The organism is Cryptosporangium aurantiacum (assembly GCF_900143005.1).
In the GTDB taxonomy this organism is placed as follows: domain Bacteria; phylum Actinomycetota; class Actinomycetes; order Mycobacteriales; family Cryptosporangiaceae; genus Cryptosporangium; species Cryptosporangium aurantiacum.
In genome coordinates this window covers 121,787-144,606 of record NZ_FRCS01000007.1, presented here as the reverse complement: position 1 = coordinate 144,606, position 22,820 = coordinate 121,787, and the positions used below count along the sequence as shown (strand labels likewise).

Sequence of the window (22,820 nt, the reverse complement as noted above, 5' to 3'; positions counted from 1 at the left end):
CATGGTCATGCATCGGGGCGCATATACTTGCTACGTGTCCAAGGTGCTGACCTCCCTCCCTGTTGGCGAACGTGTCGGGATCGCCTTCTCCGGCGGCCTCGATACGTCGGTAGCCGTCGCGTGGATGCGCGAGAAGGGTGCCGTGCCGTGCACTTACACCGCTGATATCGGGCAGTACGACGAGCCCGACATCGCCTCGGTGCCCGGCCGCGCGAACACCTACGGCGCGGAGATCGCCCGCCTGGTCGACTGCCGGGAGGCGTTGGTCGAGGAGGGTCTCGCGGCGCTGGCGTGCGGCGCGTTCCACATCCGGTCCGGCGGCCGCGCGTACTTCAACACGACGCCGCTCGGCCGGGCCGTCACCGGCACGCTGCTGGTGCGCGCGATGCTGGAGGACGGCGTCCAGATCTGGGGCGACGGGTCGACGTTCAAGGGCAACGACATCGAGCGGTTCTACCGCTACGGCCTGCTCGCCAACCCGTCGCTGCGGATCTACAAGCCGTGGTTGGACGCCGACTTCGTCACCGAGCTGGGTGGCCGCACCGAGATGTCGCAGTGGCTGCTCGCCCGCGACCTGCCGTACCGGTCGAGCGTCGAGAAGGCGTACTCGACCGACGCGAACATCTGGGGCGCCACCCACGAGGCCAAGTCGCTCGAGCAGCTCGACCAGGGCATCGAGATCGTCGATCCGATCATGGGCGTGCGGTTCTGGGACCCGTCGGTGGAGATCGCCGCCGAGGACGTGACGATCGGCTTCGCGCAGGGCCGGCCGGTGACGATCAACGGCAAGGAGTTCGCCTCCGCCGTCGACCTGGTGCTGGAGGCCAACGCGATCGGCGGACGCCACGGCCTCGGCATGTCCGACCAGATCGAGAACCGCATCATCGAGGCGAAGAGCCGGGGCATCTACGAGGCTCCGGGCATGGCGCTGCTGCACGCGGCGTACGAGCGGCTGGTCAACGCGATCCACAACGAGGACACGCTGGCGAGCTACCACACCGAGGGACGCCGCCTCGGCCGGCTGATGTACGAGGGCCGCTGGCTCGACCCGCAGGCGCTGATGCTGCGTGAGTCGCTCCAGCGGTGGGTGGGGTCCGCGATCACCGGCGAGGTGACGCTGCGGCTGCGCCGCGGTGAGGACTACACGATCCTCGACACGACCGGCCCGGCGTTCAGCTACCACCCGGACAAGCTCTCGATGGAGCGCACCGAGGACTCGGCGTTCGGCCCGGTCGACCGGATCGGCCAGCTGACCATGCGCAACCTCGACATCGCCGACTCGCGGGCGCGGCTCGAGCAGTACGTGGGGCTCGGCATCGTCGGCGCGGCACCGTCGCAGCCGGTGCTCACCGGCGCGGCGCAGGCCGCCTCGACCGGGCTGATCGGTGCGATGTCGGAGGGCGGCGCGCAGGCGATCGCGGCCGGCGGCAAGAAGACGTCACGCCAGGACTTCCCCGGCGACGACGTCCTGTTGGACCACGCCGCCCTGGACTCCGGCACCGACTAGTGCACGGCCCGCCCAGGGCGGGCTCCAGGTCCGTAGTTTTGAACTACGTGTTGGGGTAGGGGCGTTGGTCCACGACGCGGCGCATGACGATGGTGGACGTGAGCCTCCGGACGCCGGGCAGGGTGGCGAGTCGCTCGTCGCGCAACCGCTGGTACGCGGGGAGATCCGCGGTCGCCACCCGGACCAGGTAGTCCGGGTCGCCGAAGAGGCGCTCGGCGTGGCGGACCTCCGGCAGGTCGGCCAGGCCTTGCTCGAACGCGGTGATCGTCGCGGCGTCCTCGCGGTCCATCGTGATCGACGTCAGCACCTCGAACCCGCAGCCGAGCGCTACCGGGTCGACGACGGCCCGGTAGCCCCGGATCACCCCCGCGCGTTCGAGTTCACGTAATCGGCGGTGGCACGGCGCAACGGTCAGCCGCACCCGGCGAGCTAGTTCGGTGACGCTGAGCCGCCCCTCGGTCTCGAGCACGGCAACAATGCTGCGGTCGATGGCGTCCACCCCTGCGAATCTAGCCGTGAACGGCCTTGACCAGCAGAAATACGCAACCATTTCGCGCGGCGTCGTTTCTACCCTGTCCAGCATGGACTTCGTACTGGACGCGCTGCCGCTCGTCGCTGCGGTTCTCGCGACCCCGCAGTACGTTCCGCAGATCCGGCGCCTCCACCGCACCGGCGACACCGCCGGGGTGTCCTGGGCCTGGGCGGCGCTGACCAGCCTGCACAACACCGCCTGGTTCGCCTACTTCACGCTGTCCGGCTACTGGTCGGCGATGGTGCCGTCGTCCGCGGCGGCGTTACTGGCGGGCGTCGTCGCGGTGATGCTCGCCCGGCGCGGCTGCGGGTCCGTGCGGACGGCGACTCTCGTCGGCGCCTGGGCCGCGACGCTCGGCGCCGCCTACGTCGTCGCCGGGCGGGCCGGGCTCGGCGGGCTGCTCACCGCGGCGGCAATCGTCCAATTGGCACCACCGCTCCGGGCGGCGTACCGCACCGCGCGCCCGACCGGCATCGCGGCCGGAACGTGGGTGCTGCTGTTCGCCGAGCTCTCGTGCTGGCTCGCGTTCGGCCTGCACCGATCCGACCCACGGCTGGTCATCCTCGGCGCGACCGGCGTCACTGCGAGCACGCTCATCCTCGCCCGAGTCGCGCACGCGGGGCGCGGGTTCAGCCGCCTCGGGACTCGACCAGCGCGCGGCGGTTGATCTTCGTCGCCGCGCTGCGCGGCATCGCGTCCACCAGTTCGACGGTCTTCGGCACCTTGTACGGGGCCAGCCGGCTCTTCGCGTACGCGATCACCTCGGCCGCGCTCGGCGGGTCGTCCGGGTCCGCCGGTTCGACGACCGCGTGCACCCGGCGGCCCCACTCCGGGTCGCGCAGGCCGATCACGACGACGTCGGCGATCTTCGGGTGGTCGACGAGCGCGACCTCCACCTCCGCCGGGAACACGTTCGCGCCGCCGGTCACGATCAGGTCCGCGCGCCGGTCGACCAGGTACAGGTACCCGTCGGCGTCCAGGTACCCGGCGTCACCCGCGGTCTGGAACCCGTCGGCGGTCTCCCGCAGCCGCGGCGCGTTCCCGAGGTACTCGTACCCGCCGGCCGCGGGCGAGCGCAGGTAGATCTCGCCGATCTCGCCGAGCGGCACCTCGTGCCCATCGTCGTCGAGGATCCGCAGCTCGGTGCCGCGGAACCCGCGTCCGACGCTGCCCTGGTGCGCCAGCCACTCGTCGCCGCGCAGCGTCGTGAGGCCGAGCCCCTCGGTCATGCCGTACGCCATCACGATCCGCTCGTAGCCGATCAGCTCGCCCCAGCGATGCACCAGCGACGGCGGCATCGGCGCGGCGCCCTGCAGGATCCACTGCAGCGACGACAGGTCCCGCTTGTCGACGTCCGGCAGGTCGGCGATCCGCTGGAGCATCGTCGGGGTCGCGGTGAACGTCGAGATCCGGTGCCGCTCGATCACGTCGACGACCCGGGCGGCGTCGAACTTCTCCATCACCACCAGACGATCGCCGCTGAGCAGGCTGAACAGCGTGGAGAAGCCGTTCGCGTGGTACATCGGCGCGAGCACCAGGATCGTCTGCGGCAGCGGCACCGGGTTCCACATCGCGATGAACGGCACGCCCGACGTGGGTTCCCACGTGGCCGGACGGCGGCCCAGGATCACCTTCGGCGTCCCGGTGGACCCGCTGCTGCAGATGCCGTTCACACGCGGCGACACGACGTCGTCCGACAGGTCGGGCACCGGCAGCGCAGCGGTCGCGTCCACCCAGCCGACGTCGTCCGGGCCGAGGTGCACCGGCGCGCCGATCGTCTCGCGGACCCGGGTCAGCTCCCAGTCCGGCAGGTCCCACCGCATCGGCACCGGCGTGGCACCGAGCTTCCAGGCCGCGAGTGCCGCCAGCGTGAACTGCGGCGAGTTCCGGAACCCGAGCCCGAGCAGGTCGCCGTGGCCCAGCCCGCGCGCCGCGAGTGCACCCGCGAGCCTGCTCGCCCGAGAGTCCAGCTCGGACCAGGTGAACGTCGCCTCACCACCGTCCGTGGCGACGTGGCGCACCACGACGTCACCGGAGCAGGCGTCGGCGAACTGCCGGATCCGACGGGCGAAACCGACCACCGTGTCCATCCGCTGCTCTGTGTTCATCAACTACCCCGTCGACCTCAGCGAAGATCCTTCCGGTAATTCATACCGGAAGGACAACGGTAGGCTAGCGGTATTCGTAAGCCCCGAGGTCGGGAGCGGATCCGGCCGGACGGGCGGCGCCGGTGAAATCGGTCGCGGGCGCGGTTCTCCGCGACCCCGCGTCGATCGCGGCCGATCCCGGCCGCAGCCGGACGTCCCCGCGGGCCAGGTCGACGAACCTCGGGTCGGTCGTCAGGTTCCGCTCCAGAACGAACCCGGGGACGCGAGGCAGCGGATTGCCGTACGCGATGTTGTCCCGGGCGACGGAGTCGCTGACCCCACCACCGAGCGCGCGGATCGCGGCGCGCCCGTTGCGGTAGATCGTGTTGTAGAAAACCCGCACGTCGGCGTAGCTGCCGATCCAGAAGTCGACGCCGCCGCCCGGGTTGCCGTGGATGACGTTGTTGTAGATGTCGACGTTGCGAGCGGTTCCGCCGGACTCGACCGCCAGGCCGATCCCGGCCTTCGTCGGCCCGCGGGCATCGAAGATCCGGTTCGCGTGGATCCGGACGTCGCTCGCACCGTCGACGTAGATGTTCGGCCCGTTGTTGCGGTAGACGTCGTTGTGGTGGATCGACCCGCCGCGGGTGCCGTTCTTGACGTCGATGCCTTCCTCGTCGTTCGCGTACACCCGGTTGTACGCGATCTCGAAGTCGCTGACGTTGTAGAGGGTGACGCCCTCGTTCGCCGCGGCCTCGATGTCTCCGCCGCGGGCGGCCGCGTTGTTGTGGTGGACGCGGTTGCAGGTGAGCACGACGTCGGAGCCGTCGCCGACCAGGATCCCGCCGTCCGCCGCGTACGACACCTCGCTGTTCTCGATGACGACGTGGCTCGCGAAGCCCGCGTAGATGCCGTGACGGCGGGAGTTCCGGACCGTGAGGCCGGAGAGCCTGACGTGCTCCTGCTCGTCGAGCGTGATCAGCCCGCGGGCCGAGCCGGACGGCGACGGGAGCGTGCGGCGGCCGTCGAGGATCACGGTGGCGCCGGGCCGGGCGCGGAGCGTGAGCGGGGCGCCGGGGCGCCCGCTCGTCCGGATCGTGACGACCTCGGAGTACGTGCCGCCGGCGATCTCGATCGTGTCGCCGGCCGAGGCGGCGTCCACCGCCGCCTGGATCGTGCGGTACCGCCCGGCCGCCCCCACCGTCAGCGTCGCCTCGGGCAGCCCCGTCACGGGCGGCCCCGTCACGGGCGGCCCCGTCACGGGCGGCCCCGTCACGGGCGGCCCCGTCACGGGCGGCCCCGTGACGCGCGAGGAGGGCTGGGGCGACGCGGCGGCCGACGGGGACCCTGCCGGAGGACCCGCCGGCACGGCACAAGCCGCTCCCGGCGAGGTGCCGTCGGGCGCCGGTGCGCGTCCGCCGCCGGGTGCGGGCAATGCCGGCCCGCCCGACCGGGCCGCGGCGACGGGTGCCTCGTCGGCCGAGTCGGATCCACCCACCACCGTGGACACCACACCCGAGACCAGCAGCACCGCCGCGACCAGCACCGGCACCACCCGTCTCCAGCGGGTGCGCCGCCACACCGACGGACGGCGGTGCCGGGCCATCACGGCGGTGCCCCCCAGGCCCGCAGCACCGTGTCGACGTGCGTCGTCAGCTCGTCGCGCAGCTCCCCGCGTGGCTCGACCGCCCAGAGCACCTGCGTCCCGTGCACGAGCGCGGCCAGCAACCGCGCGGCCTCGGCGGGCGGCGGTGCGCCGGGCAGCGCCGCCGCGGCGACCAGGTCCTCCAGCGCGTGCCGGTACGCGTTCCACATCGCGGCGATCTCGGTGCGCAGCTCCGGATCCGCCAGCTCCGACCCGAGCTGCGCCAGGTGGTTCATCGCGGTCGACGGGTCGTCGATGCCCTCGATCCCGCTGACCGTGGCCGCGCGGACGGCGTCGACCGGATCGGCGGCCGCTCCGGCCGCCGCGGCCACCTCCGTGCGCAACCCCGCGGTCGCGGTGGACGCCATCCAGCGCAGCAGTTCCCGCTTGGAGCCGATCCGGGCGGCGGCGGTGGCGGTGGCGACGCCGGCTTCGGCGGCCACCTGAGCGAGCGTGAACTGCGGCCCGTACCGGCCGATCGCCCGTGCGGTGGCGCGGAGTAGCTCGTCGTCGGAGACCTTGCGGGGCCGGGCCACCCAATTATCGAACCACAGATCGGAAACCTTGCCGGTCCCTGCCGCCCGGCGGAGTTTCCGAATGGTGATACGGAAACCCGGTGATCCTCGCCGGGCTCGCACTGTTCGTCGTCGCGTCGCTGCTGTGCGGGGTGACCACCGCGCCGTGGCAGCTGTTCGCCGCCCGGGCACTGCAGGGCATCGGCGCCGCGCTGGTGTCACCGAACGCGCTCAGCGCGCTGCTCCGCGTCTTCGACGACGAGAAGAGCCGAGGCCGGGCGCTGGGCCTCTGGGCGTCGGTCGCCTCGGCCGGCGCGATCGCCGGACAGTTGCTCGGCGGCGTGCTCACCGACCTGGCCGGGTGGCGGTCGATCTTCCTGATCAACGTTCCGGTGGGGGTGGTGGCGCTGCTGGGGCTGCGGAGGGCCCTGCCCGCCCTGCCCGGCTCCGGGGCCGGTCGCCCCGCCCTGCCGAACGCGCTGCTGCTGGTCACCGTCGTCGGCGGCGGCAGCCTGGTCCTCGCCGCGGCGAACGGCGGGTGGAGCAGCGGCCTCACCGCCGTGGTCGTCGTCCTCGTCGTGCTCGCGGTCGCGCTGGTCGTCGCGGAGTCCCGCAGCCGACGGCCGCTGCTGGAGCCGGGCTTATTGCGGCAACGCGGCGTCGTCGTCGGCAACACGGTGCTCGCGCTGAACGTCGCCACGGTCACCACCGCCCTCTACGTGACCTCGCTGGTACTGCAGAACGAACTGGGCTTCAGCGCGATGCAGACCGGCTTGGCGTTCGCCCCGATCACCGCGATCGTCCTGCTGGTCAGCCCGAAGGCCGGAGCGGCGGTGGCGACGGTCGGGGCGCGGCCGCTGCTGGTCGGCGCCGGGATCGCGACGACCGCCGGGGTCGCGCTGCTGACCGCGTTCGCCGAGCGCGGCTACCTGGTCGGCGTGCTGCCCGGCCTCGCGCTGGTCGCGCTGGGCAGCGGCCTCGGCTACGCCCCGATGTTCGCGCTGGCCACCGGCGTCGACGACCGCCTCAAGGGTGCGGCGTCCGGGCTGGTCACCACCGTCCAGGAACTCGGCGCCGCGGTCGGGCTCGCGGCGCTGACCAGCCTCGGTCTGGTGCTGGCGACGTCCGCGCAGAACGGCACCACCACCTACCTCGTCGCCGCACTCGCGTCGCTGCTGGCCACTCTGGTCGCACTCGCGGCCGGCCCGGCCCGGGAGACGGACCCGATCTCCGAGCCGGAACGTGAACCGGCAACGTAGGGTCGGCACGTGAGTTCGACAGGGATGACGGCCGCGTGGCGCGGATGGCTGAGTAGTTCGGTGGCCCGGTTTCGGAACGAACCGGGCACCGCGAACCTGACGCGGCTCCAGCCCCTGGTGACCGCCGCCAACGAGCGACGGGACGAGACCGCCGCGCTGGACGACGACGAGCTGCGTGCGGCGGCCACCGCACTGCGCACCGGCGCGGAGCTCGACGACGAAGCGCTCGCCGAGTTCTGCGCCGTGGCGCGCGAGATCGGACGCCGGGTCTGGGACCTCGACGCGTTCGATCCGCAGCTGCTCGCCGTCGTGAACATGGTTCGCGGCCACGTCGTCGACATGGCCACCGGCGAGGGCAAGACGCTGGTCGGTGTCCTCGTCGCCGCCGCGTACGGGTGCGCGGGGCGCCGCGTCCACGTGCTGTCGGTCAACGACTACCTCGCCCGCCGTGACGCCCGCTGGTCGGCGGAGTTCCTGGACTGGTTCGGGCTCACGGTGAGCGGCGTGACGTCCGAGCTCACCGACGACGAGCGCCGGGCCGCCTACCTGAGCGACGTGGTGTACGCGCCGGTCCACGAGGTCGGGTTCGACCTGCTGCGCGACCGGCAGCGCACGGTGCCCGACGAGCGCGTGCTCGACCAGCGGGACGTCGCGATCATCGACGAGATCGACGCGGTGCTGCTCGACGAGGCCCTGGTCCCGCTGGTGCTGGCCGGCGACGCCGGCACGATCGACGTCTCCCGGAGCCTCGCGCGGCACGTGCGCCACCTGCGCGTCCACCGCCACTACGAGGTGGACGACGACCGGCGCAACGCGTCGTTCACCGACGCCGGCATCCGCAGCATCGAGGAGCACCTCGGGGTCGACAACCTGTTCCAGCCCGAGCACGTCGCCCTCCTCACCGCGGCGAACCTCGCGCTCCACGCCGCGGTGCTGGTCGAGCGCGACGTCGACTACCTGGTCCGCGACGGCCGTGTCGAGATCATCAGCGCCTCCCGCGGCCGCACCGTCGACCGGCAGCGCTGGCCGGACGGGCTGCAGACCGCGGTGGAGGTCAAAGAGGACCTCGACGTCTCCCCCGCCGGTGAGGTCCGCGACCAGATCCTGATCCGGGCGCTGGTGACCGGCTACCCCACGGTCACCGGCATGAGCGGCAGCGCCCGCGAGGCCGCCGGGCAGATGGCCGAGTTCTACGACCTGCGGATCGGCGTCGTGCCCCCGGCGACGCCGCTGATCCGGGTCGACGAGGACGACCGGCTGTACGCCGACGCCGAGTACCGCGACGAGGCGCTGCTGGAGTTCCTCACCGAGGTGCACGGCACCGGTCAGCCGCTGCTGATCGGCACCCGCGACGTCGCCACGTCGGAGGCGTGGAGCACCCGGCTGGACGCCGCCGGCATCGACCACGTCGTGCTCAACGCCCGCAACGACGACGAGGAGGCGGAGATCATCGCCGAGGCGGGCCGCCGCGGCGCGGTGACGCTGTCGACGCAGATGGCCGGGCGTGGCGTCGACATCCGGCTCGGGGGAACCGCGGCCGACACCCAGCCGGAGCTGGCCGACGAGGTGCGGGAGCTCGGCGGGCTCTGCGTCGTCGGCATCGGCCGATACGACTCCGCGCGCCTCGACCGGCAGCTCCGCGGTCGCTCCGGACGCCAGGGCGACCCCGGCCGGTCGGTGTTCTTCACCAGCCTCGAGGACGAGGTCGTCCTCGAACACGCCCCGGATCGGCCGGCGCTGCGGAAGCTGAACGCCGACGGCCGGATCCTCGACCGTGCGTTGCTGCGGCACGTCGAGCACGCCCAGCGGGTCGCCGCCGGGAAGCTGGACCAGATCCACCGCAAGACCGTCCGGTACAACGAGATCGTCGAGAACCAGCGGGCGGCCACGCTCGCGTGGCGCGCGGAGATCCTCGCCGCCGAGGATCACTACGACCTCGCGGAGTGGCTGACGCCGGACGCCCGCACCCGCTTGGACAAGCAGGAGGCCGAGGACGGGATCGACGCCGCCCGTGCGGCCGCGGTCGCCACACTGCTGTTCCACCTCGACGAGGCCTGGGCCGAGCACCTGGCCTCGCTCGCCTCCGCGCGGGAGGGCATCCACCTGCGGATCCTCGCGCGGGAGACGCCGGTGGACGAGTTCAACGCGGTCGCCGTCGACGCGTTCCGCGCGCTGCGGCGGCACATCCGGGACGCCGCCGGCGAGACGCTGACGACCGCGGAGCTCACCCCGGACGGCATCGACCTCGCCGACGCGGGGCTCCGGCGGCCGACGTCGACGTGGACGTACCTGGTCGCCGACACCCCGTTCCAGAACGCGGAGGACGGCTTCTTCTCCGCGCTGGTCCGCCGCTGACCGGTCCGCTACCGGTACGCCCAGCCGATCCAGCGGGTCACCCGCAGCGCGATCACCGGGCCGGCCGGCCGTTGCGATCGGTACTGCGGGTACTTCGCGGCCAGCCGGTCGATCGGCTCGCGGGTTTCGTCCGGCCCGGTGAGGATCCGGGCGACGCCGTCCGCGCGGACCCACCACAGCTGCGTCCAGTCGTCGTCGTACCGGTCGGCCAGCACACACGCCCGCGGGTTCGCGGCGAGGTTGTCCAGCCGTTTGAGGCGCTGGTGGCGCTTGGGTTTGGCGTCGACGGCGATCACGACGGTGTCGGCGTGCAGCGCGAACGTCGCCGGGACGAGATGGGGCACCCCGGCGGCGTCCGCCGTAGCGAGGTGCACCACCCGCGCGTCGGTCAGCCGGCGACGGGCCTCGGTCTCGGAGAGCTGCACGACCGTCAGTGTGGCGCGGCCAGCGCCGCCTGCCGTACCGGATCCGACCACGCGTGCGGATCGTCCCAGAAGAACGAGTGCGCACCGGGTACCTCGACGTACCGCCCGCCCGGGGTCAGTGCCGCGAGCCGGCGGCACCAGTCCGGCGTGCCGAGCCGGTCTTCGCTGCCCCGGAGGACGAGCGCGGGTGTCTCGAGCCGGGCGAGCGGCTCCTCGATGCGGTACCGCAGGTGCGTCCGGATCAAGTGGACGATCCGGCGCGGTCCGGCCTCCCGCCACTCGGGCCACTGCCAGGAGATCAGCCCGGGCTTTTCCTGCCTGCCGTCGCTCAGCCAGCGCGCCCCGAGCCGGAGCACGCTGCGCGCGGCCGGGTCGACGATCGGGCTGACCAGGAGCACGAGCACGACGTCGGTGCGCCCGACCGCGGCGGCCGCGGCGATCTGCGTCCCGCTGGAATGCCCGCCGAGGACGACGGGGCCGAGCTGCCTGGCGTCCAGCCACTCGGCGACCGACCGGGCGTAGCCCGGCACCGAGAGCAGGCGATCGGGCAGTTCCAGCAGGTGGGCGCGGGTCCAGCCGGCAAAGCCGGCCAGGCCGGGCAGCAGGTAGTCGGCCACCGCGAGACCCTGCACCATCACGATCTGCGGGACGCCGGGCCGCGCGGTGCCGACCGATCGGCACCGCAGCCCCTCATGGATGTCCGACATGCGAGGTTCATACCCCGATTAGCGCAGCGCCAGTAGTTGATCGGCGAGCGTGGTCAGCTCCAGGGAGGGGTTGGCTGCGCGCAGCCGCTCGCGTGCGGTGTGCGGCACGCCGCCGGCGCCGGTGTGTGCGCCGACGACCGCGCCGGTCATCGCCGCCACCGTGTCGCAGTCGCCGCCGAGGCTCGCGGCGTGGCGGCAGGCGTCCCAGAGGTCGTCGGGGAACAGCGCGGCGACGGCCAGCGCGGCAGGCACCGCCTCCTGGGTCGCCAGGCCGGTGCCGACCAGGCGATAGATCAGGTCCAGCGCTTCGGCCGGGGGCCGCCCGCCGACCAGCTCCAACGCCCAGGTGATGCGGGCCGCGACGTCGGCGCCGGGCACGTAGGAGCCGCGGGCGGCGCCGAGGCGGGCGGCGTCGACGGCGAGCCGGAGCGAGTTGTCCAGCGGACTCCCGTCGATGCCCGCGCTGACCGCGGCCGCGACCGCCGCGGCACCGGCGATCGCGACGCCGGTGGAGTGGGTGACGCCGCTCGCCTGCGCGACGGCGTCGACCAGGCGGGGCAGCGGATCGACCGGAACGCCGACGCCGATCGGCGCGATGCGCATCGCGGCACCGTTGGTGTCGCCCCACCGCCCGGTCTCCTCCGGCGGGACGCCCTCGCCGAGCAGCGTCAGTGCCCGGCGGGTCGACGGGCCGAGCAGGTCCGCGGACCCGATCGCTTCCTGGTGTTCCGCCCACCGCAGGAGGCGGTCGGCGAACGCGACCGGATCGACCCGACCGTTCCCGGCGACGAACAGTTCGCCGAGGAGAACCGCCTGGTCGGTGTCGTCGGTGACCCGGCCGGCGGGCAGGCCGCGGCTGATCTGGTTGTCGTCCGGGCCCGGGTGGAGGTTGTCCAGCACGTCGCCGTAGCGGTCGCGGACGACGTCGCGGGGCAGGTTCTGGGTCGGCATCCCGAGCGCGTCACCGAGTGCCAGCCCGACCAGCGCACCGACCGCGCGATCCCGCGGCGCGCGGCTCATGCCCGGTTCGAGGACTTCGGCCGGTCCGGGCCGCGGAGGGCGGCGCGGAGCGAGAGCCGCGAGCCGGTGTGCAGCACGCCGCGCTGGTACACCGCGCCCGCGAGCCGCACGGTGACCGCGAGCGCGACCAGCGTCAGGACGACCGCGAGCATGATCTGCCAGGCCGGGGCCACGCCCAGCGCCCCTCGGGCGGGCATCAGGATCGTCGTGAACGGCGGGATCAGCGACAGCACCTCGACGAGCTCGCTGCGCGGATCCCGGATCAGCAGGTTCAACCCGACGACGAACACGATCGCCAGCAGCATGATCAGCGGCGAGATGACGCTCTGCATGTCCTCGAACCGCGACACCAGCGCACCGGCGGCCGCGAACAGCGACGCGAACAGGAAGAACCCGAGCAGGTACCAGCCGAGCAGCGAGACGAACGTCCCGACGCCGGCGGCCGGCAACGTGAGCTGCCCCGCGAGCGTCGCCCCGATCAACCCGACGCCGCCGAGGATCACGAGTTGGACCAGCCCTACCAGCCCGATGCCCAGGATCTTGCCCATCAGCAGCTGCCACGGGCGGACCGTGGCCAGCAGCAACTCCACGACGCGGCTGGTCTTCTCCTCGACGACGCCCTGCGCCACGCCGCTGCCGTAGGTGATCAGCGCGATGTAGAGCAGCGTCATCGCGACCGCGGCGAGCACGAGCCGCTCGCCCTCCAGCGGGTCGCGTTCGGACAGCGCGTCGACCCGGACCCCGGCCCCGGCGACCGCCTGCTGCACCGCCGCCGGATCGGCACCGGCCCGTTCCAGCGCGCGTTCGAGCGCCTGCTGCTGCAGGACCGCGGTGAGGATGCCGCGGACGCTGTCGTCCAGTTCCTCGTCCACCACCGCGACCGGGGCGGGCGCCGAGCCGATGAGCAACACGTCCAGGTCGCCGTCCCGCACCTCGCGGCGGGCGTCGTCCACGTTGCCGACGATCCGGACCTCGATGTCCTCGTCGAGGCTCTCGGCGACGGCCTCGATGGCCGGGCGCAGCTGGCTGATCGGGCCGGAGAGCCCGATCACCGGCCCGGACGAACTGGCGAGCCACGCGCTGAGCACGAGGTACCCGGTGATCGCCGCCAGCAGTCCGAGTGTCCCGATGACGAACGACTTCGCCCTCAGGCGCGTCCGCAGCTCCCGCGACGCGACCAGCCAGACGATCGACGAGGTGTTCATCGAGTGGTCTCCCCGTCGGTGACGACCGTGCGGTACAGCTCGGTGAGCGTCGGGCGATACGGACGGAACTCCGCGACCGGCCCGGCGGCCAGCGCCGAGCGCAGCACGTCCTGGTCGTCGACGTCGTCGTCCAGCTCGAGCACGTGCCGGGTTCCGTCGGTACGAACGATCCGGACGCCGGGCAGCGCGGGTTCCCACGGGGCGCCGACGTCGACCGTGAGCTGGCGCTCGGTGCTGCGCAGTGCGTCCACCGAGTCGCAGGCGACCAGCCGGCCGGACCGGATGATCCCGACCCGGTCGCAGAGTCGCTGCACGAGGTCGAGCTGATGGCTGGAGAACAGCACCGGGACGCCCTCCGCGGCCCGCTCGGCGAGCACCCCGCTCATCACGTCGACCGCCACCGGGTCGAGACCGGAGAACGGTTCGTCGAGCACCAGCAGCTCGGGCCCGTGCAGCAGCGCCGCGGCGAGCTGGACGCGCTGCTGGTTGCCGAGGCTCAGCGCGCCGATCTCGCTCTTGCGACGCTCGGCGAGCCCGAGCCGCTCGGTCCACTCCGCGGTCGCCGCGCGGGCGTCGGCCCGGCTCATCCCGTGCAGACGCCCCAGGTACTCCAGCTGGTCGGCCACCGTCATCTTCGGGTAGAGGCCGCGCTCCTCCGGCATGTACCCGATGCGGCGGGCCGCCTCCAGCGTGATCGGCGCGCCCTTCCAGCGCACCTCACCGCCGTCCGCGGACAGCACGCCGAGCGCGATGCGCATCGCGGTCGTCTTCCCGGCGCCGTTGCTGCCGACGAACCCGAACAGCTCCCCCGGCCGGACGTCGAACGACAGGTCGTCGAGGGCGACGAGATCGCCGTACCGCTTGGTGGTGCCGTCGAACTCCAGCGTGCTGTCGGCCATCGAACCCTTCCCCGTTCGGCTGCCCTCTCAGACTGCCTTACCCGCGCCAACGGGTTCGACGCGGGGCGTGCTCGGCCTGGAGGCCGTGAACAGGGCGCCGAGCAGGAGCAACGCCCCGAGCGGCAGGAGGTCGAGCTCGATCGTCAGCACGACGAAACCGCCCAGCGCGAGCAGCGGGCTCCACCACGCGGTCCGGCCCGCGACCGCGAGCAGCGCCAGCAGGACGACGAGGCCGAGCGGGAACAGCATCCCGACAAAATCGAGCGCGGGGTCGGCGGGGGTCTCGTAGTCCCGGTAGCGCAGGTTCATCTCCGCCCGGTCGGCCGCGCCGAACCCGACGATCAGGTCGACGATCACCACCTTGGCGAACGCGAGCAGACCGAGCCCCACCGCGACGGTGGTGAGCAGCGCGGGCAGCGAGCCGATCCGGCGGCGCAGGTCGAGCGTGACCGCTCCGAACCCGACCAGCGCCGCGAGGAACAGCAGGTGGCCGATCGTCCAGGCGGGGCCGGGGCCGTGGCTGCCGTCGAGGCCGTCGACGAGCCGCACGAGCCCGTAACCGAGGAGCAGGAGTGGGGCGGCGAGGTAGCGATTCATGCGTTCCACCCTCGGCGGGGGCCCTGCCCGGTGCATCGCCGTCCCGAGCGATGTTCCGCGCTCCGCCGCCCGAGGGATCCGGCCCTTCTTGATATGTGGACGATCAGCTGCCGGGGACGATCAGGCCCGTCTCGTAGGCCGCGATCACGGCTTGAATCCGGTCGCGGAGCCCGAGCTTGGCCAGCACGTTGCTCACGTGCGTCTTCACGGTGTGCTCGCTGACCACCAGCGCGGCCGCGATCTCCGCGTTCGACAACCCCCGGCCGAGCAGCGCGAGCGTCTCCTGCTCGCGCGGCGTCAGCGCGCTCAACCGCCCGGGTGCCACCTGGCCGCGCGCCCTGGCCCGGGTCAGCTCGGCGATCAGCCTCCGGGTCACGGTCGGGGCGAGCAGCGCCTCACCGCCGGCGACCACCCGCACCGCGTGCACGAGGTCGTCCCGGCGCAGGTCCTTGAGCAGGAACCCGCTCGCCCCGGCGGCCAGCGCGTCGTAGACGTAGTCGTCCTGGTCGAACGTGGTCAGCATGATGACCTTGGCGCTGGTCCCGGCGCAGATCCGGCGTGCGGCACCCAGCCCGTCCAGCTTCGGCATCCGCACGTCGAGCAGGACGACGTCCGGGTCGTGCGCGGACGCGGCGGCCACCGCGGCCAGACCGTCACCGGCCTCGGCGACCACGGTGAAGTCCGGCTGCGCCTCCAGGATCATCGTGAAACCGCTGCGCACCAACTCTTGGTCGTCGGCCACGACGATACTAATCATTTCGGTCACTCAGCATCGCGGCAGCCACGCCGTCACCAGGAACCCTCCCTCGACCGGACCGGCCGAAGCGGTACCACCGCACGCCGTGGCACGCTCCCGGATCCCCACCAAACCCTGCCCACCCGTCCCCGGTGGCCCGCCCCGGCCGTCGTCACGGACCGCCACCCGCAGCCCGTCCGGCTGCCAGCCGAGCGTCACGGTCACCGTCGTCGCGGCGGCGTGCTTCACCGTGTTCGTCAGTCCCTCCTGGACGATGCGGTACGCCGCGAGCTCGGCGTCCACCGGGAGCGGCACCGGCTCGCCGACGGTGTCGACCGAGACGCGCAGCCCGGTACCCCGGACCCGCTCGGCCAGGTCGGGGATCGCGGCGACCGTCGGCTGCGGTGCGAGCGCCGGAGCGTCCCCCGCGGTACGAAGGACGCCGAGCGAGCGCCGGAGCTGCGCCATCGCATCGCGTCCGGAACTGGCTATCGCGTCGAAGACGCGCTCGGCGCGGTCCGGGTCCGAGCGCACCACCAGCGGGCCTGCCTCGGCCTGCACGACGATCACGCTGACCGCGTGGGCCAGCACGTCGTGCAGGTCGCGGGCGATCCGGGCGCGTTCCTCCGCGACGGCCCTGGCGGCGTCGGCGGTGCGCTGCCGCTCCAGCTCGGCGGCCCGGTCGGCCAGCGCGTCGGCGCGTTCGCGGTGCAGGCGGGCGACCGTGCCGAGCATCCAGGCGGCGATCGGCAACAGCAGCGTGAACAGGAATTCGGGCAGCGTGTTGTCTTTGATCCAGATCGCGCCGGGTGGGATCACCGCGCACTCGCCGAGCAGCACCGCCCAGCGCTGCCAGGGGCGTTCGGCGAGGTCGGCGACCGTGTACGTGGCCACCAGCGCGCCGTACTGCAGCTGCTGGCCCGGTTGCGCGTAGGCGGAGGCCGCCAGTCCGATCAGCAGGACGACGACCGTGATCGCGAACGGTGCGCGGCGCCGCCAGTACAACGGGACGACCGTGCCCGCGTTGAGCGCGATGCCGAGCGCGTCGACGTCGCTGGGTTCCGCGCTGACGATCTGCCCGGCCACCGGCACCGCGACCGCGGCGGTGACCAGCAGATCGATCGTCCGGGCGCGCACCGCCCCAGTCTGCCCGCTGCGTTGCCGCCGCGCCTCACTCGCCCGAGCGATCCGCCCCCTCCCCCGCGCGACGGGGGAGGTGGGCGATGAAGTCCCGCGCGCGCCGGGTGACGCCGGGCCAGTCGGCGGCGGCGACCGCGTCGGGGGGCACGACGCCGGTCCCGGCGGTGACCGCGGCGGCGCCGGCCGCCAGGTACTCGGCCGCGTTGGACGCGGTGACGCCCCCCGACGGGACCAGGCGCAACGTGGGATACGGCCCGTGCAGGTCACGGAGGTAGCGCGGCCCGAACGCCGACGCCGGGAAGATCTTCACCGCGTCCGCGCCCAGCGACGACGCCGCCCGCACCTCGGTCGGTGTCAGCGCCCCCATCAGGAGCGGCACGTCCGCCTCGCGCGCCACCGCGGCGACGTCGGGCGCGACCCCCGGCGTGACGAGGAAACGGGCCCCGGCGTCGAGGGCGGCGCGGGCGTCTTCGGCGGTCAGCACGGTACCGGCGCCGACGGTCACTCCGGAGACGGTTGAGGCCGTGGCCAGATGCCGCAGCACGTCCGGGGTCGTGAACGTCAGCTCGACGGTGCGGATGCCGCCCGCGGCGAGCGCCCCGCACAACGCGGCCGCGTCCGGCAGCACCGGCGCCCGCACCACGCACACGACCCGGTCGGCGAACATCGTGTCCAGCGCGCTCATGCGGCCCGCCGCTGATTCGCTCATGCGGCCCGCCGCTGATTCGCTCATGCGGCCCGCCGCTGATTCGCTCATGCGGCCCGCCGCTGATTCGCTCATGCGGCCCGCCGCAGCGATCGCCCGGGCAGCGCGTCGGTGCGGCGGCCGTCGTCGATCACCGGGACGCCGTTCACGAACACGTACGGGATCCCGACCGCGGGCCGCCGCGGATCGTCGAACGTGGCCCCGGCGGCGACCGTCGCCGGATCGAACAGCACCAGGTCGGCGACCGCCCCCTCCCGCACCACGCCCCGGTCGGACAGCCCGAGCCGCGCCGCCGGGCGCGACGTCATCCGCGCCACGCACTCCGCCAGCTCCAGCACGCCTTCCTCGCGCACGTAGTGGCCGAGGTAGCGCGGGAACGTGCCCCACGCCCGCGGGTGCGGGCGTGCGCCGACCAGCAGGCCGTCGCTGCCGACCGTGTGCCTCGGGTGCCGCATGATCGTTCGGACGTTCGACTCGTGGCCGACGTGCAGCAGGATCGTCGTGCCGAGCCGGTCGCGGCGCAGCACGTCGACGAAGACCTCGAACGGGTCCTGGGATAACGCGGCGGCCAGCGACGCGATCGTGGAACCGACCGCACCGCTCAGCGCGGGGTTCCGCACCCCGGCGATCTGCAGCGTGTCCCAGTCCGCGGTGCAGCCGTTGCACCCGTCGGAGCCGGTGACCTCGAGCGCCTCACGGATCCGGGCCAGCGCCGCCGGGTCGGCCAGCCGCCGCAGCACCGCGTCCGGCCCACCGGTGGACGACCAGCTGGGCAGCATCGCGGCGAGCGTCGTCGAGGCGGGCAGATACGGGTAGGTGTCGAGCGTGACGTCCACCCCGTCGGCGAGGGCGGCATCCACCAGCGCCAGGAGCTCACCGGCGCGGTCGCGGTTGACCGAGTGGTTCATCGTCGCGTGCGTGAGGTGCAGCGCGACACCGCTGCGGCGGGCGACCTCGACCATCTCGGCGTACGCCTCCAGCGCGCCGCGACCGTAGGAGCGCTGGTGCGGTGCGTAGAAGCCCTCGGCCTCGGCGACCACCCGGCACAGCGCGACCAGTTCGTCGGTGTCGGCGAACATGCCCGGTACGTAGGTCAGGCCGCTGGACATCCCGACCGCGCCTTCCGCCAGGCCGATCCGCACCAGGTCGGTCATCCGGCGGACCTCGCCCGGCGTCGCCGGCCGGTCCTCGGTGCCGACGACGAGCATCCGGACGCTGCCCTGCGGCACGAGGTAGCAGACGTTGACGGCCGCTCCGGCGTCCACCCGGTCGAGGTACTCGCCGACGCTCCGCCAGGGGATGTCGGCGGGAACGCCGTTCCAGCCCGCGAGTTGCTCGCGCAGGATCGGCAGCGTGACGTCGTCGACCGGCGCGTAGCTCAGGCCATCCTGGCCGACGACCTCGGTGGTGATGCCCTGGGTGGTCTTCGCGAGGTGCTGCGGGTCGGTGACCACGGCCAGGTCGGAGTGGGCGTGCATGTCGATGAACCCGGGGGCGAGCACCAGACCGTCGGCGTCGAGGACGCGGCCGTCCGCGGGCACCGTGCCGAGGGCCGCGATCCGCCCGTCGACGATCAGCGCGTCGCTGCGGTAGCCGGGGGTACCGGTGCCGTCGATCACCGTGGCGCCGCGGATCAGCGTGTTCATCCGAACACCGTCCGGACGACGTCGACGACGACCGGTTGGTCGCGATGAGCGTCGTCCAGGACCGGTAGCAGGCTCCACTTGTCGAACGTCGTGCACGGGTGGGACAGGCCGAGCCGCACCACGTCGCCGACCGCGAGCGACTCGGCGTCGCCGGACAGCCGCAGGAACGTGTGCTGGTCGGCGAGCGCGGTGACCTCGGCGCCGTCCAGCGGTTCGGTGGCGCCGGTCGCGCCCCGGCGGACCGCCTGCACCTCCGGGAGGCCCTCGTCGAACGGCAGGTCACGCTTGCCGCCGTCGGCGAGCGCGAGGCCGGGTTCGGGACGCGAGATCACCCGCACCCAGCCGTGCAACGCGGAGCGGAATCTCGGGCCGGCGTCGCGATTGGCCGGCGAGATCCCGCGGTAGAAGCCGTCGTCGTGCGCCAGGTAGGCGCCGGCGCGGACGACGACGCGGGTGGCCGGCGGGTCGTGGAGGGGTGCGAGCGCGTCGGCGACCAGGTCGAAGTAGGCGCTGCCGCCGGCGGTGACGATCGCCTCGCCGTCGTAGAGGTCGCGGAGTGCGGTGTGGAGTGTGGCCAACTGCGCCAAGTAGGTTCGTACCCGTTCGAGGCTGTCCGGCGAGGCGTCGTGGGCCAGCGACCCCTCGTACCCGGCGACCCCGGCGAGCCGCACGCCCGGAGTACGCACCACCGCACGGGCGACGGCGACCGCCTCCTCCACCGACCGCGCCCCGGTGCGTCCGCCCGGTGCGCCGAGGTCGATCAGGACGTCGATCGGCTGCGCCGCGTCGGCCACGTGCGGCGCCATCGCCTCGACGACGTCCACTCCGTCGGCCCAGACCAGCACCCGGGACGTCCGCGGCCGGGACAGCAGGCCGAGCACGCCCAGGTCGAGCACGGCGTACGCGGCGAGGATGCGCGGTACGCGCTCGGTGAGCGCGACCCCCAGCTGCCAGGGCGTCGCGACGGTCACGGCCCAGGCACCGGCGTCCAGCTGGGCGCGCCAGAGCGTCGGCGCCATCGTCGTCTTACCGTGCGGCGCCAGGTCGACGCCGGCCGCCCGGGCCCAGGCCGCCATCGCGGCGAGGTTGTCGGTGACCGCGCCGTCGTCGAGCGTCACCACCGGCGTCGGCAGGTCGGCGAGGCCAGGTTTCCCGGCGACGAACGCGGCCGCGGTCCGGCCCCACGCCGCGACCGGTACGGCCTTCCGTTCCGGCCCGAGCAGTCCCAGCGTCTCCGCGTCGTATCGCACGATCCACCTCCGTTGCATACTGTGCAACGTCCGTTGCAAGAATGCTTCTGCCCGTTCTAGCATCGGCGCATGTCCGGGTCAAAGGTCGTCTGCGTCGGCGAAGCGATGGTCGTGCTGACCCCCGCGGACGACGTCCCGCTCGCCGACGCGTCGACGTTCATCCGCACGGTCGGGGGCGCCGAGCTCAACGTCGCGCTGACGCTGGTCGGGCTCGGCGTCCCCACCGCCTGGCTGTCGCGGCTCGGCGACGACGGGTTCGGGCACCACATCGCGGCCACCGCGCGGGCCGCGGGGGTCGACGTGTCCGGCCTGGAGTTCGACCCGGCGCGCCCGACCGGCCTCTACGTCAAGTCGCCGGGCACCGCACACGACGGCTCCCGGCGCTCGGCGATGCTCTACTACCGCCGTGGTTCGGCCGCCTCCGCGCTCTCCCCCGGCTACCTGGCCCGGCCGGACGTCGCCGCGGTCCTCGCCGGGGCCGCGCTCGTGCACGTCAGCGGCATCACGCCCGGCCTCTCCGACAGCGCGGCGGCGTTCTGTGACGCGCTGCCGGCGACGATCCGGCTCTGCGTCGACCTCAACTACCGGCCCGCGCTCTGGCGCGACCGCGACGACGCGCCGCTGCGCCGCCTGCTGGCCCGCGCGGACGAGGTGCTGCTCGGCGCCGACGAGGCCGCTGCCGTGTTCGGCGCCGCGACCCCGGACGCGCTGCGCCGCGCGCTCCCCCGGGCCGAGCGGATCCTGCTCAAACAGGAGGAACGCGGCGTGCTGGTGCTCGACGGAGACCGGCCGCCGTGGCACGTGCCCGCGCTGGAGGTCGACGTCGTGGAGCCGGTCGGGGCCGGTGACGCGTTCGCCGCCGGGTACCTCGCCGGGCGGTGGCGCGACCTGGACGTCGAGGACGCCGTCCGGCTCGGGCACCGGTGTGCCGCGGCCGCGCTGGTGGTCCGGGAGGACCGGCCGCTCGAGCTGCCCGCCTGGGGGGATCTCGCGGTATGAGCCAGTCCGTGGCACGGGCGTTGTCGCTGCTCGACCGGGTGGCGAACGGTACCGGCACGCTCGGCGAGCTGGCCGAGGCCGAGGGCGTCCACAAGAGCACGGTGTTGCGGCTGCTGCGCGTCCTGGAGGAGGAGGGTTTTGTCCACCACGACGGCGCGCACCGCTACGTGCTGGGCCCCCACTTGTTCCGGCTGGCCCAGCAGGCGCTGGACTCGTTCGAGGTGCGGGTCGTGGCCGCTCCCCGGCTCCGGCGGCTCCGCGACGAGATCAGCCAGACCGTGCATCTCGCGGTGCTGGACGGCGCGGTGGCGACCTACGTGGACAAGCTGGAGCCGCGGGAGATGCCGGTGCGGATGGCGTCCCGGATCGGCGCGTCGGCGGCGCTGCACAGCACCGCGGTCGGCAAGGTCCTGCTCGCCGGGCTCGACCCGGCCGAACGGGACGAGCTCGTCGCGCGCCTGGAGTACGAACGCTTCACCGAGCGGACGCCGAGCGGCCCGGCCGAGCTGCTGGCCGAGGTGGCGCGGGTGGCCGAGCGCGGCTGGGCGACCGACCATGCCGAGAACGAGACGTTCATCAACTGCGTCGCCGCGCCGATCCGGGGCGCCGACGGGCGGACGCTGGCCGCGGTGTCGGTGTCCGTCCCGGACGTCCTGCTGCCGTACGAGGGTGTGCTGGAACTCGTCCCGTCCCTGGTGGCCGCCGCCGCCGACGCCTCCCGCGACTGCGGACACCGCCCCTGACGCGGCCGACGCCTCCCGCCGTCCGGGCAGATTGCATTTGGAAGGGCTCTGACCCTCCTCAACGCAATCTGCTTCAACGGCGCGGCGCGTTACTGCGGGCCGCTGGCGCGGAGGGCGTCGATGACGCTCTGGATGTGCCGTCGGATCGCCCGCTCGGCGCCACCGGGGCTGCGGGCGCAGATCTCGTCGATGATCGCGAGGTGCTCGGGCAGCGACACCTGCGGCCGCCCCGGACGCAACGCCAGCCGGAACTGGTGGCGTACGTTCTGCGCCCGCAGCCGAGCCAGCACCTCGGCGGCGACGGGCTGCGCGGCGATCTCCCGGATCAGACCGTGGAGCTGCTCGTTGAGCTGCGAGTACGTCAGCACCTCGCCGGTCGCGACCGCGGTGCGCATCGCGTCGGCGAGGCCGCGCAGCTCGGCGATCTGGGCGTCGGTGACCCGCTCGGCGGCCTTCGCGGCGCACAGCCCCTCGACGACCATCCGCACCTCGGTGATGTTGATGGCCTCCTCGATGCTGACCGCCCGGACCCGCGCACCCCGGTTCGCGATCCGCTCGACCAGTCCCTCGTGCGCGAGCACGAGCAGCGCGGTGCGGACCGCGCCGCGGCTCGCTCGGTACCGCTCGGAGAGTTCCGCCTCCACCAGCCGCTGATCGGCGACGAGTTCCCCGGCGAGGATCGCGGACCGGATCCCGTCGGCGACCCGGTCGGCGTCCGCGGGGGCGTGGGTGCGGTCGGCTGTGACCGGCGCGAGCGGCACCGGGTCCGATTCAGGCGACGTCACGTGTCGGTCTCCGCCGGTTCGAGAAGTGTCCGCATCATGCTAGTCACCGGCTTCTCGTCCTC

Annotated in this window: 22 protein-coding genes; 6 read left to right on the top strand and 16 right to left on the bottom strand. The window is 73.3% G+C overall.

The window, feature by feature from the left end; genetic code table 11:
* Positions 1–34 precede the first annotated feature (34 nt).
* A complete protein-coding gene (argG, locus tag BUB75_RS23525; RefSeq protein WP_073259956.1) occupies positions 35–1,507 on the top strand; it encodes an argininosuccinate synthase in 1,473 nt (490 codons plus the stop codon).
* A 43-nt stretch (positions 1,508–1,550) separates the two neighbouring features.
* Here argG and BUB75_RS23520 read toward each other — a convergent pair whose 3' ends face one another.
* Positions 1,551–2,006 carry an Lrp/AsnC family transcriptional regulator gene (locus tag BUB75_RS23520; RefSeq protein WP_073259955.1) on the bottom strand — a complete coding sequence of 152 codons (456 nt, stop codon included), beginning with the start codon at positions 2,004–2,006 and terminating at the stop codon, positions 1,551–1,553.
* 82 nt (positions 2,007–2,088) lie between these two features.
* Between BUB75_RS23520 and BUB75_RS23515 the strand changes: the two genes are divergently transcribed.
* Complete coding sequence (locus BUB75_RS23515; protein WP_073259954.1) at positions 2,089–2,706, top strand: PQ-loop domain-containing transporter; 618 nt, start codon at positions 2,089–2,091, stop codon at positions 2,704–2,706.
* Here the strand turns inward: BUB75_RS23515 and BUB75_RS23510 are convergent.
* The 3 genes from BUB75_RS23510 to BUB75_RS23500 all read right to left on the bottom strand — a co-directional run bounded on the left by BUB75_RS23510 (position 2,669) and on the right by BUB75_RS23500 (position 6,307).
* The gene (locus BUB75_RS23510; protein WP_073259953.1) at positions 2,669–4,129 is read right to left on the bottom strand and encodes an AMP-binding protein; all 1,461 of its coding nucleotides are present in this window, start codon (positions 4,127–4,129) and stop codon (positions 2,669–2,671) included. The genes BUB75_RS23515 and BUB75_RS23510 overlap by 38 nt on opposite strands.
* An 82-nt stretch (positions 4,130–4,211) precedes the next feature.
* Entirely contained in the window at positions 4,212–5,357 is a 1,146-nt protein-coding gene (locus tag BUB75_RS23505; RefSeq protein ID WP_178379959.1) for a right-handed parallel beta-helix repeat-containing protein, read from the bottom strand.
* A 374-nt stretch (positions 5,358–5,731) separates the two neighbouring features.
* Positions 5,732–6,307, bottom strand: coding sequence for a TetR family transcriptional regulator C-terminal domain-containing protein (locus tag BUB75_RS23500; protein WP_073259951.1), 576 nt, complete (start codon positions 6,305–6,307; stop codon positions 5,732–5,734).
* A gap of 80 nt (positions 6,308–6,387) precedes the next feature.
* On the opposite strand from BUB75_RS23500, the gene BUB75_RS23495 reads away from it, so the two are divergent.
* Both BUB75_RS23495 and secA2 read left to right on the top strand, forming a co-directional pair.
* On the top strand, positions 6,388–7,545 hold the full coding sequence (locus BUB75_RS23495; RefSeq protein WP_073259950.1) for an MFS transporter: 1,158 nt from the start codon (positions 6,388–6,390) through the stop codon (positions 7,543–7,545).
* 9 nt (positions 7,546–7,554) lie between these two features.
* Positions 7,555–9,900, top strand: a complete 2,346-nt coding sequence (gene secA2, locus BUB75_RS23490; RefSeq protein ID WP_218617722.1) for an accessory Sec system translocase SecA2 — start codon at positions 7,555–7,557, stop codon at positions 9,898–9,900.
* An 8-nt stretch (positions 9,901–9,908) separates the two neighbouring features.
* On the opposite strand, the gene BUB75_RS23485 is transcribed toward secA2, so the two are convergent.
* From BUB75_RS23485 to BUB75_RS23435, 11 genes are all read right to left on the bottom strand, one after another.
* Positions 9,909–10,325 (bottom strand): TIGR03668 family PPOX class F420-dependent oxidoreductase, encoded by a 417-nt coding sequence (locus BUB75_RS23485; protein ID WP_073260245.1) that lies wholly within the window; start codon positions 10,323–10,325, stop codon positions 9,909–9,911.
* A 5-nt stretch (positions 10,326–10,330) separates the two neighbouring features.
* Entirely contained in the window at positions 10,331–11,032 is a 702-nt protein-coding gene (locus tag BUB75_RS23480) for an alpha/beta fold hydrolase (RefSeq protein WP_073259948.1), read from the bottom strand.
* A gap of 18 nt (positions 11,033–11,050) precedes the next feature.
* Entirely contained in the window at positions 11,051–12,052 is a 1,002-nt protein-coding gene (locus tag BUB75_RS23475; RefSeq protein ID WP_073259947.1) for an ADP-ribosylglycohydrolase family protein, read from the bottom strand.
* Positions 12,049–13,257 carry an ABC transporter permease gene (locus BUB75_RS23470; RefSeq protein WP_073259946.1) on the bottom strand — a complete coding sequence of 403 codons (1,209 nt, stop codon included), beginning with the start codon at positions 13,255–13,257 and terminating at the stop codon, positions 12,049–12,051. Before BUB75_RS23470 ends, BUB75_RS23475 begins: the two co-directional genes overlap by 4 nt.
* A complete protein-coding gene (locus BUB75_RS23465; protein WP_073259945.1) occupies positions 13,254–14,156 on the bottom strand; it encodes an ABC transporter ATP-binding protein in 903 nt (300 codons plus the stop codon). The genes BUB75_RS23470 and BUB75_RS23465 overlap by 4 nt, the downstream gene beginning before the upstream one ends.
* A 27-nt stretch (positions 14,157–14,183) precedes the next feature.
* Complete coding sequence (locus BUB75_RS23460; protein WP_073259944.1) at positions 14,184–14,753, bottom strand: hypothetical protein; 570 nt, start codon at positions 14,751–14,753, stop codon at positions 14,184–14,186.
* A 103-nt stretch (positions 14,754–14,856) separates the two neighbouring features.
* Positions 14,857–15,510: a response regulator gene (locus BUB75_RS23455; protein ID WP_073260244.1), complete on the bottom strand. Its 654-nt coding sequence runs from the start codon at positions 15,508–15,510 to the stop codon at positions 14,857–14,859.
* A 9-nt stretch (positions 15,511–15,519) separates the two neighbouring features.
* Positions 15,520–16,626: a sensor histidine kinase gene (locus tag BUB75_RS23450; protein WP_073259943.1), complete on the bottom strand. Its 1,107-nt coding sequence runs from the start codon at positions 16,624–16,626 to the stop codon at positions 15,520–15,522.
* A 34-nt stretch (positions 16,627–16,660) separates the two neighbouring features.
* The gene (locus tag BUB75_RS23445) at positions 16,661–17,314 is read right to left on the bottom strand and encodes a bifunctional 4-hydroxy-2-oxoglutarate aldolase/2-dehydro-3-deoxy-phosphogluconate aldolase (RefSeq protein ID WP_073259942.1); all 654 of its coding nucleotides are present in this window, start codon (positions 17,312–17,314) and stop codon (positions 16,661–16,663) included.
* A 92-nt stretch (positions 17,315–17,406) separates the two neighbouring features.
* A complete protein-coding gene (locus BUB75_RS23440) occupies positions 17,407–18,981 on the bottom strand; it encodes an N-acyl-D-amino-acid deacylase family protein (RefSeq protein ID WP_073259941.1) in 1,575 nt (524 codons plus the stop codon).
* A complete protein-coding gene (locus BUB75_RS23435) occupies positions 18,978–20,231 on the bottom strand; it encodes an alanine racemase (protein ID WP_245806300.1) in 1,254 nt (417 codons plus the stop codon). Before BUB75_RS23435 ends, BUB75_RS23440 begins: the two co-directional genes overlap by 4 nt.
* Positions 20,232–20,300: 69 nt before the next feature.
* Between BUB75_RS23435 and BUB75_RS23430 the strand changes: the two genes are divergently transcribed.
* Together BUB75_RS23430 and BUB75_RS23425 are read left to right on the top strand one after the other, a co-directional pair.
* Positions 20,301–21,230 (top strand): sugar kinase, encoded by a 930-nt coding sequence (locus BUB75_RS23430; RefSeq protein ID WP_073259939.1) that lies wholly within the window; start codon positions 20,301–20,303, stop codon positions 21,228–21,230.
* On the top strand, positions 21,227–21,973 hold the full coding sequence (locus tag BUB75_RS23425; protein ID WP_073259938.1) for an IclR family transcriptional regulator: 747 nt from the start codon (positions 21,227–21,229) through the stop codon (positions 21,971–21,973). Before BUB75_RS23430 ends, BUB75_RS23425 begins: the two co-directional genes overlap by 4 nt.
* Positions 21,974–22,062: 89 nt before the next feature.
* Here BUB75_RS23425 and BUB75_RS23420 read toward each other — a convergent pair whose 3' ends face one another.
* Positions 22,063–22,734 carry a GntR family transcriptional regulator gene (locus BUB75_RS23420; protein ID WP_073260243.1) on the bottom strand — a complete coding sequence of 224 codons (672 nt, stop codon included), beginning with the start codon at positions 22,732–22,734 and terminating at the stop codon, positions 22,063–22,065.
* Positions 22,735–22,820: the final 86 nt, after the last annotated feature.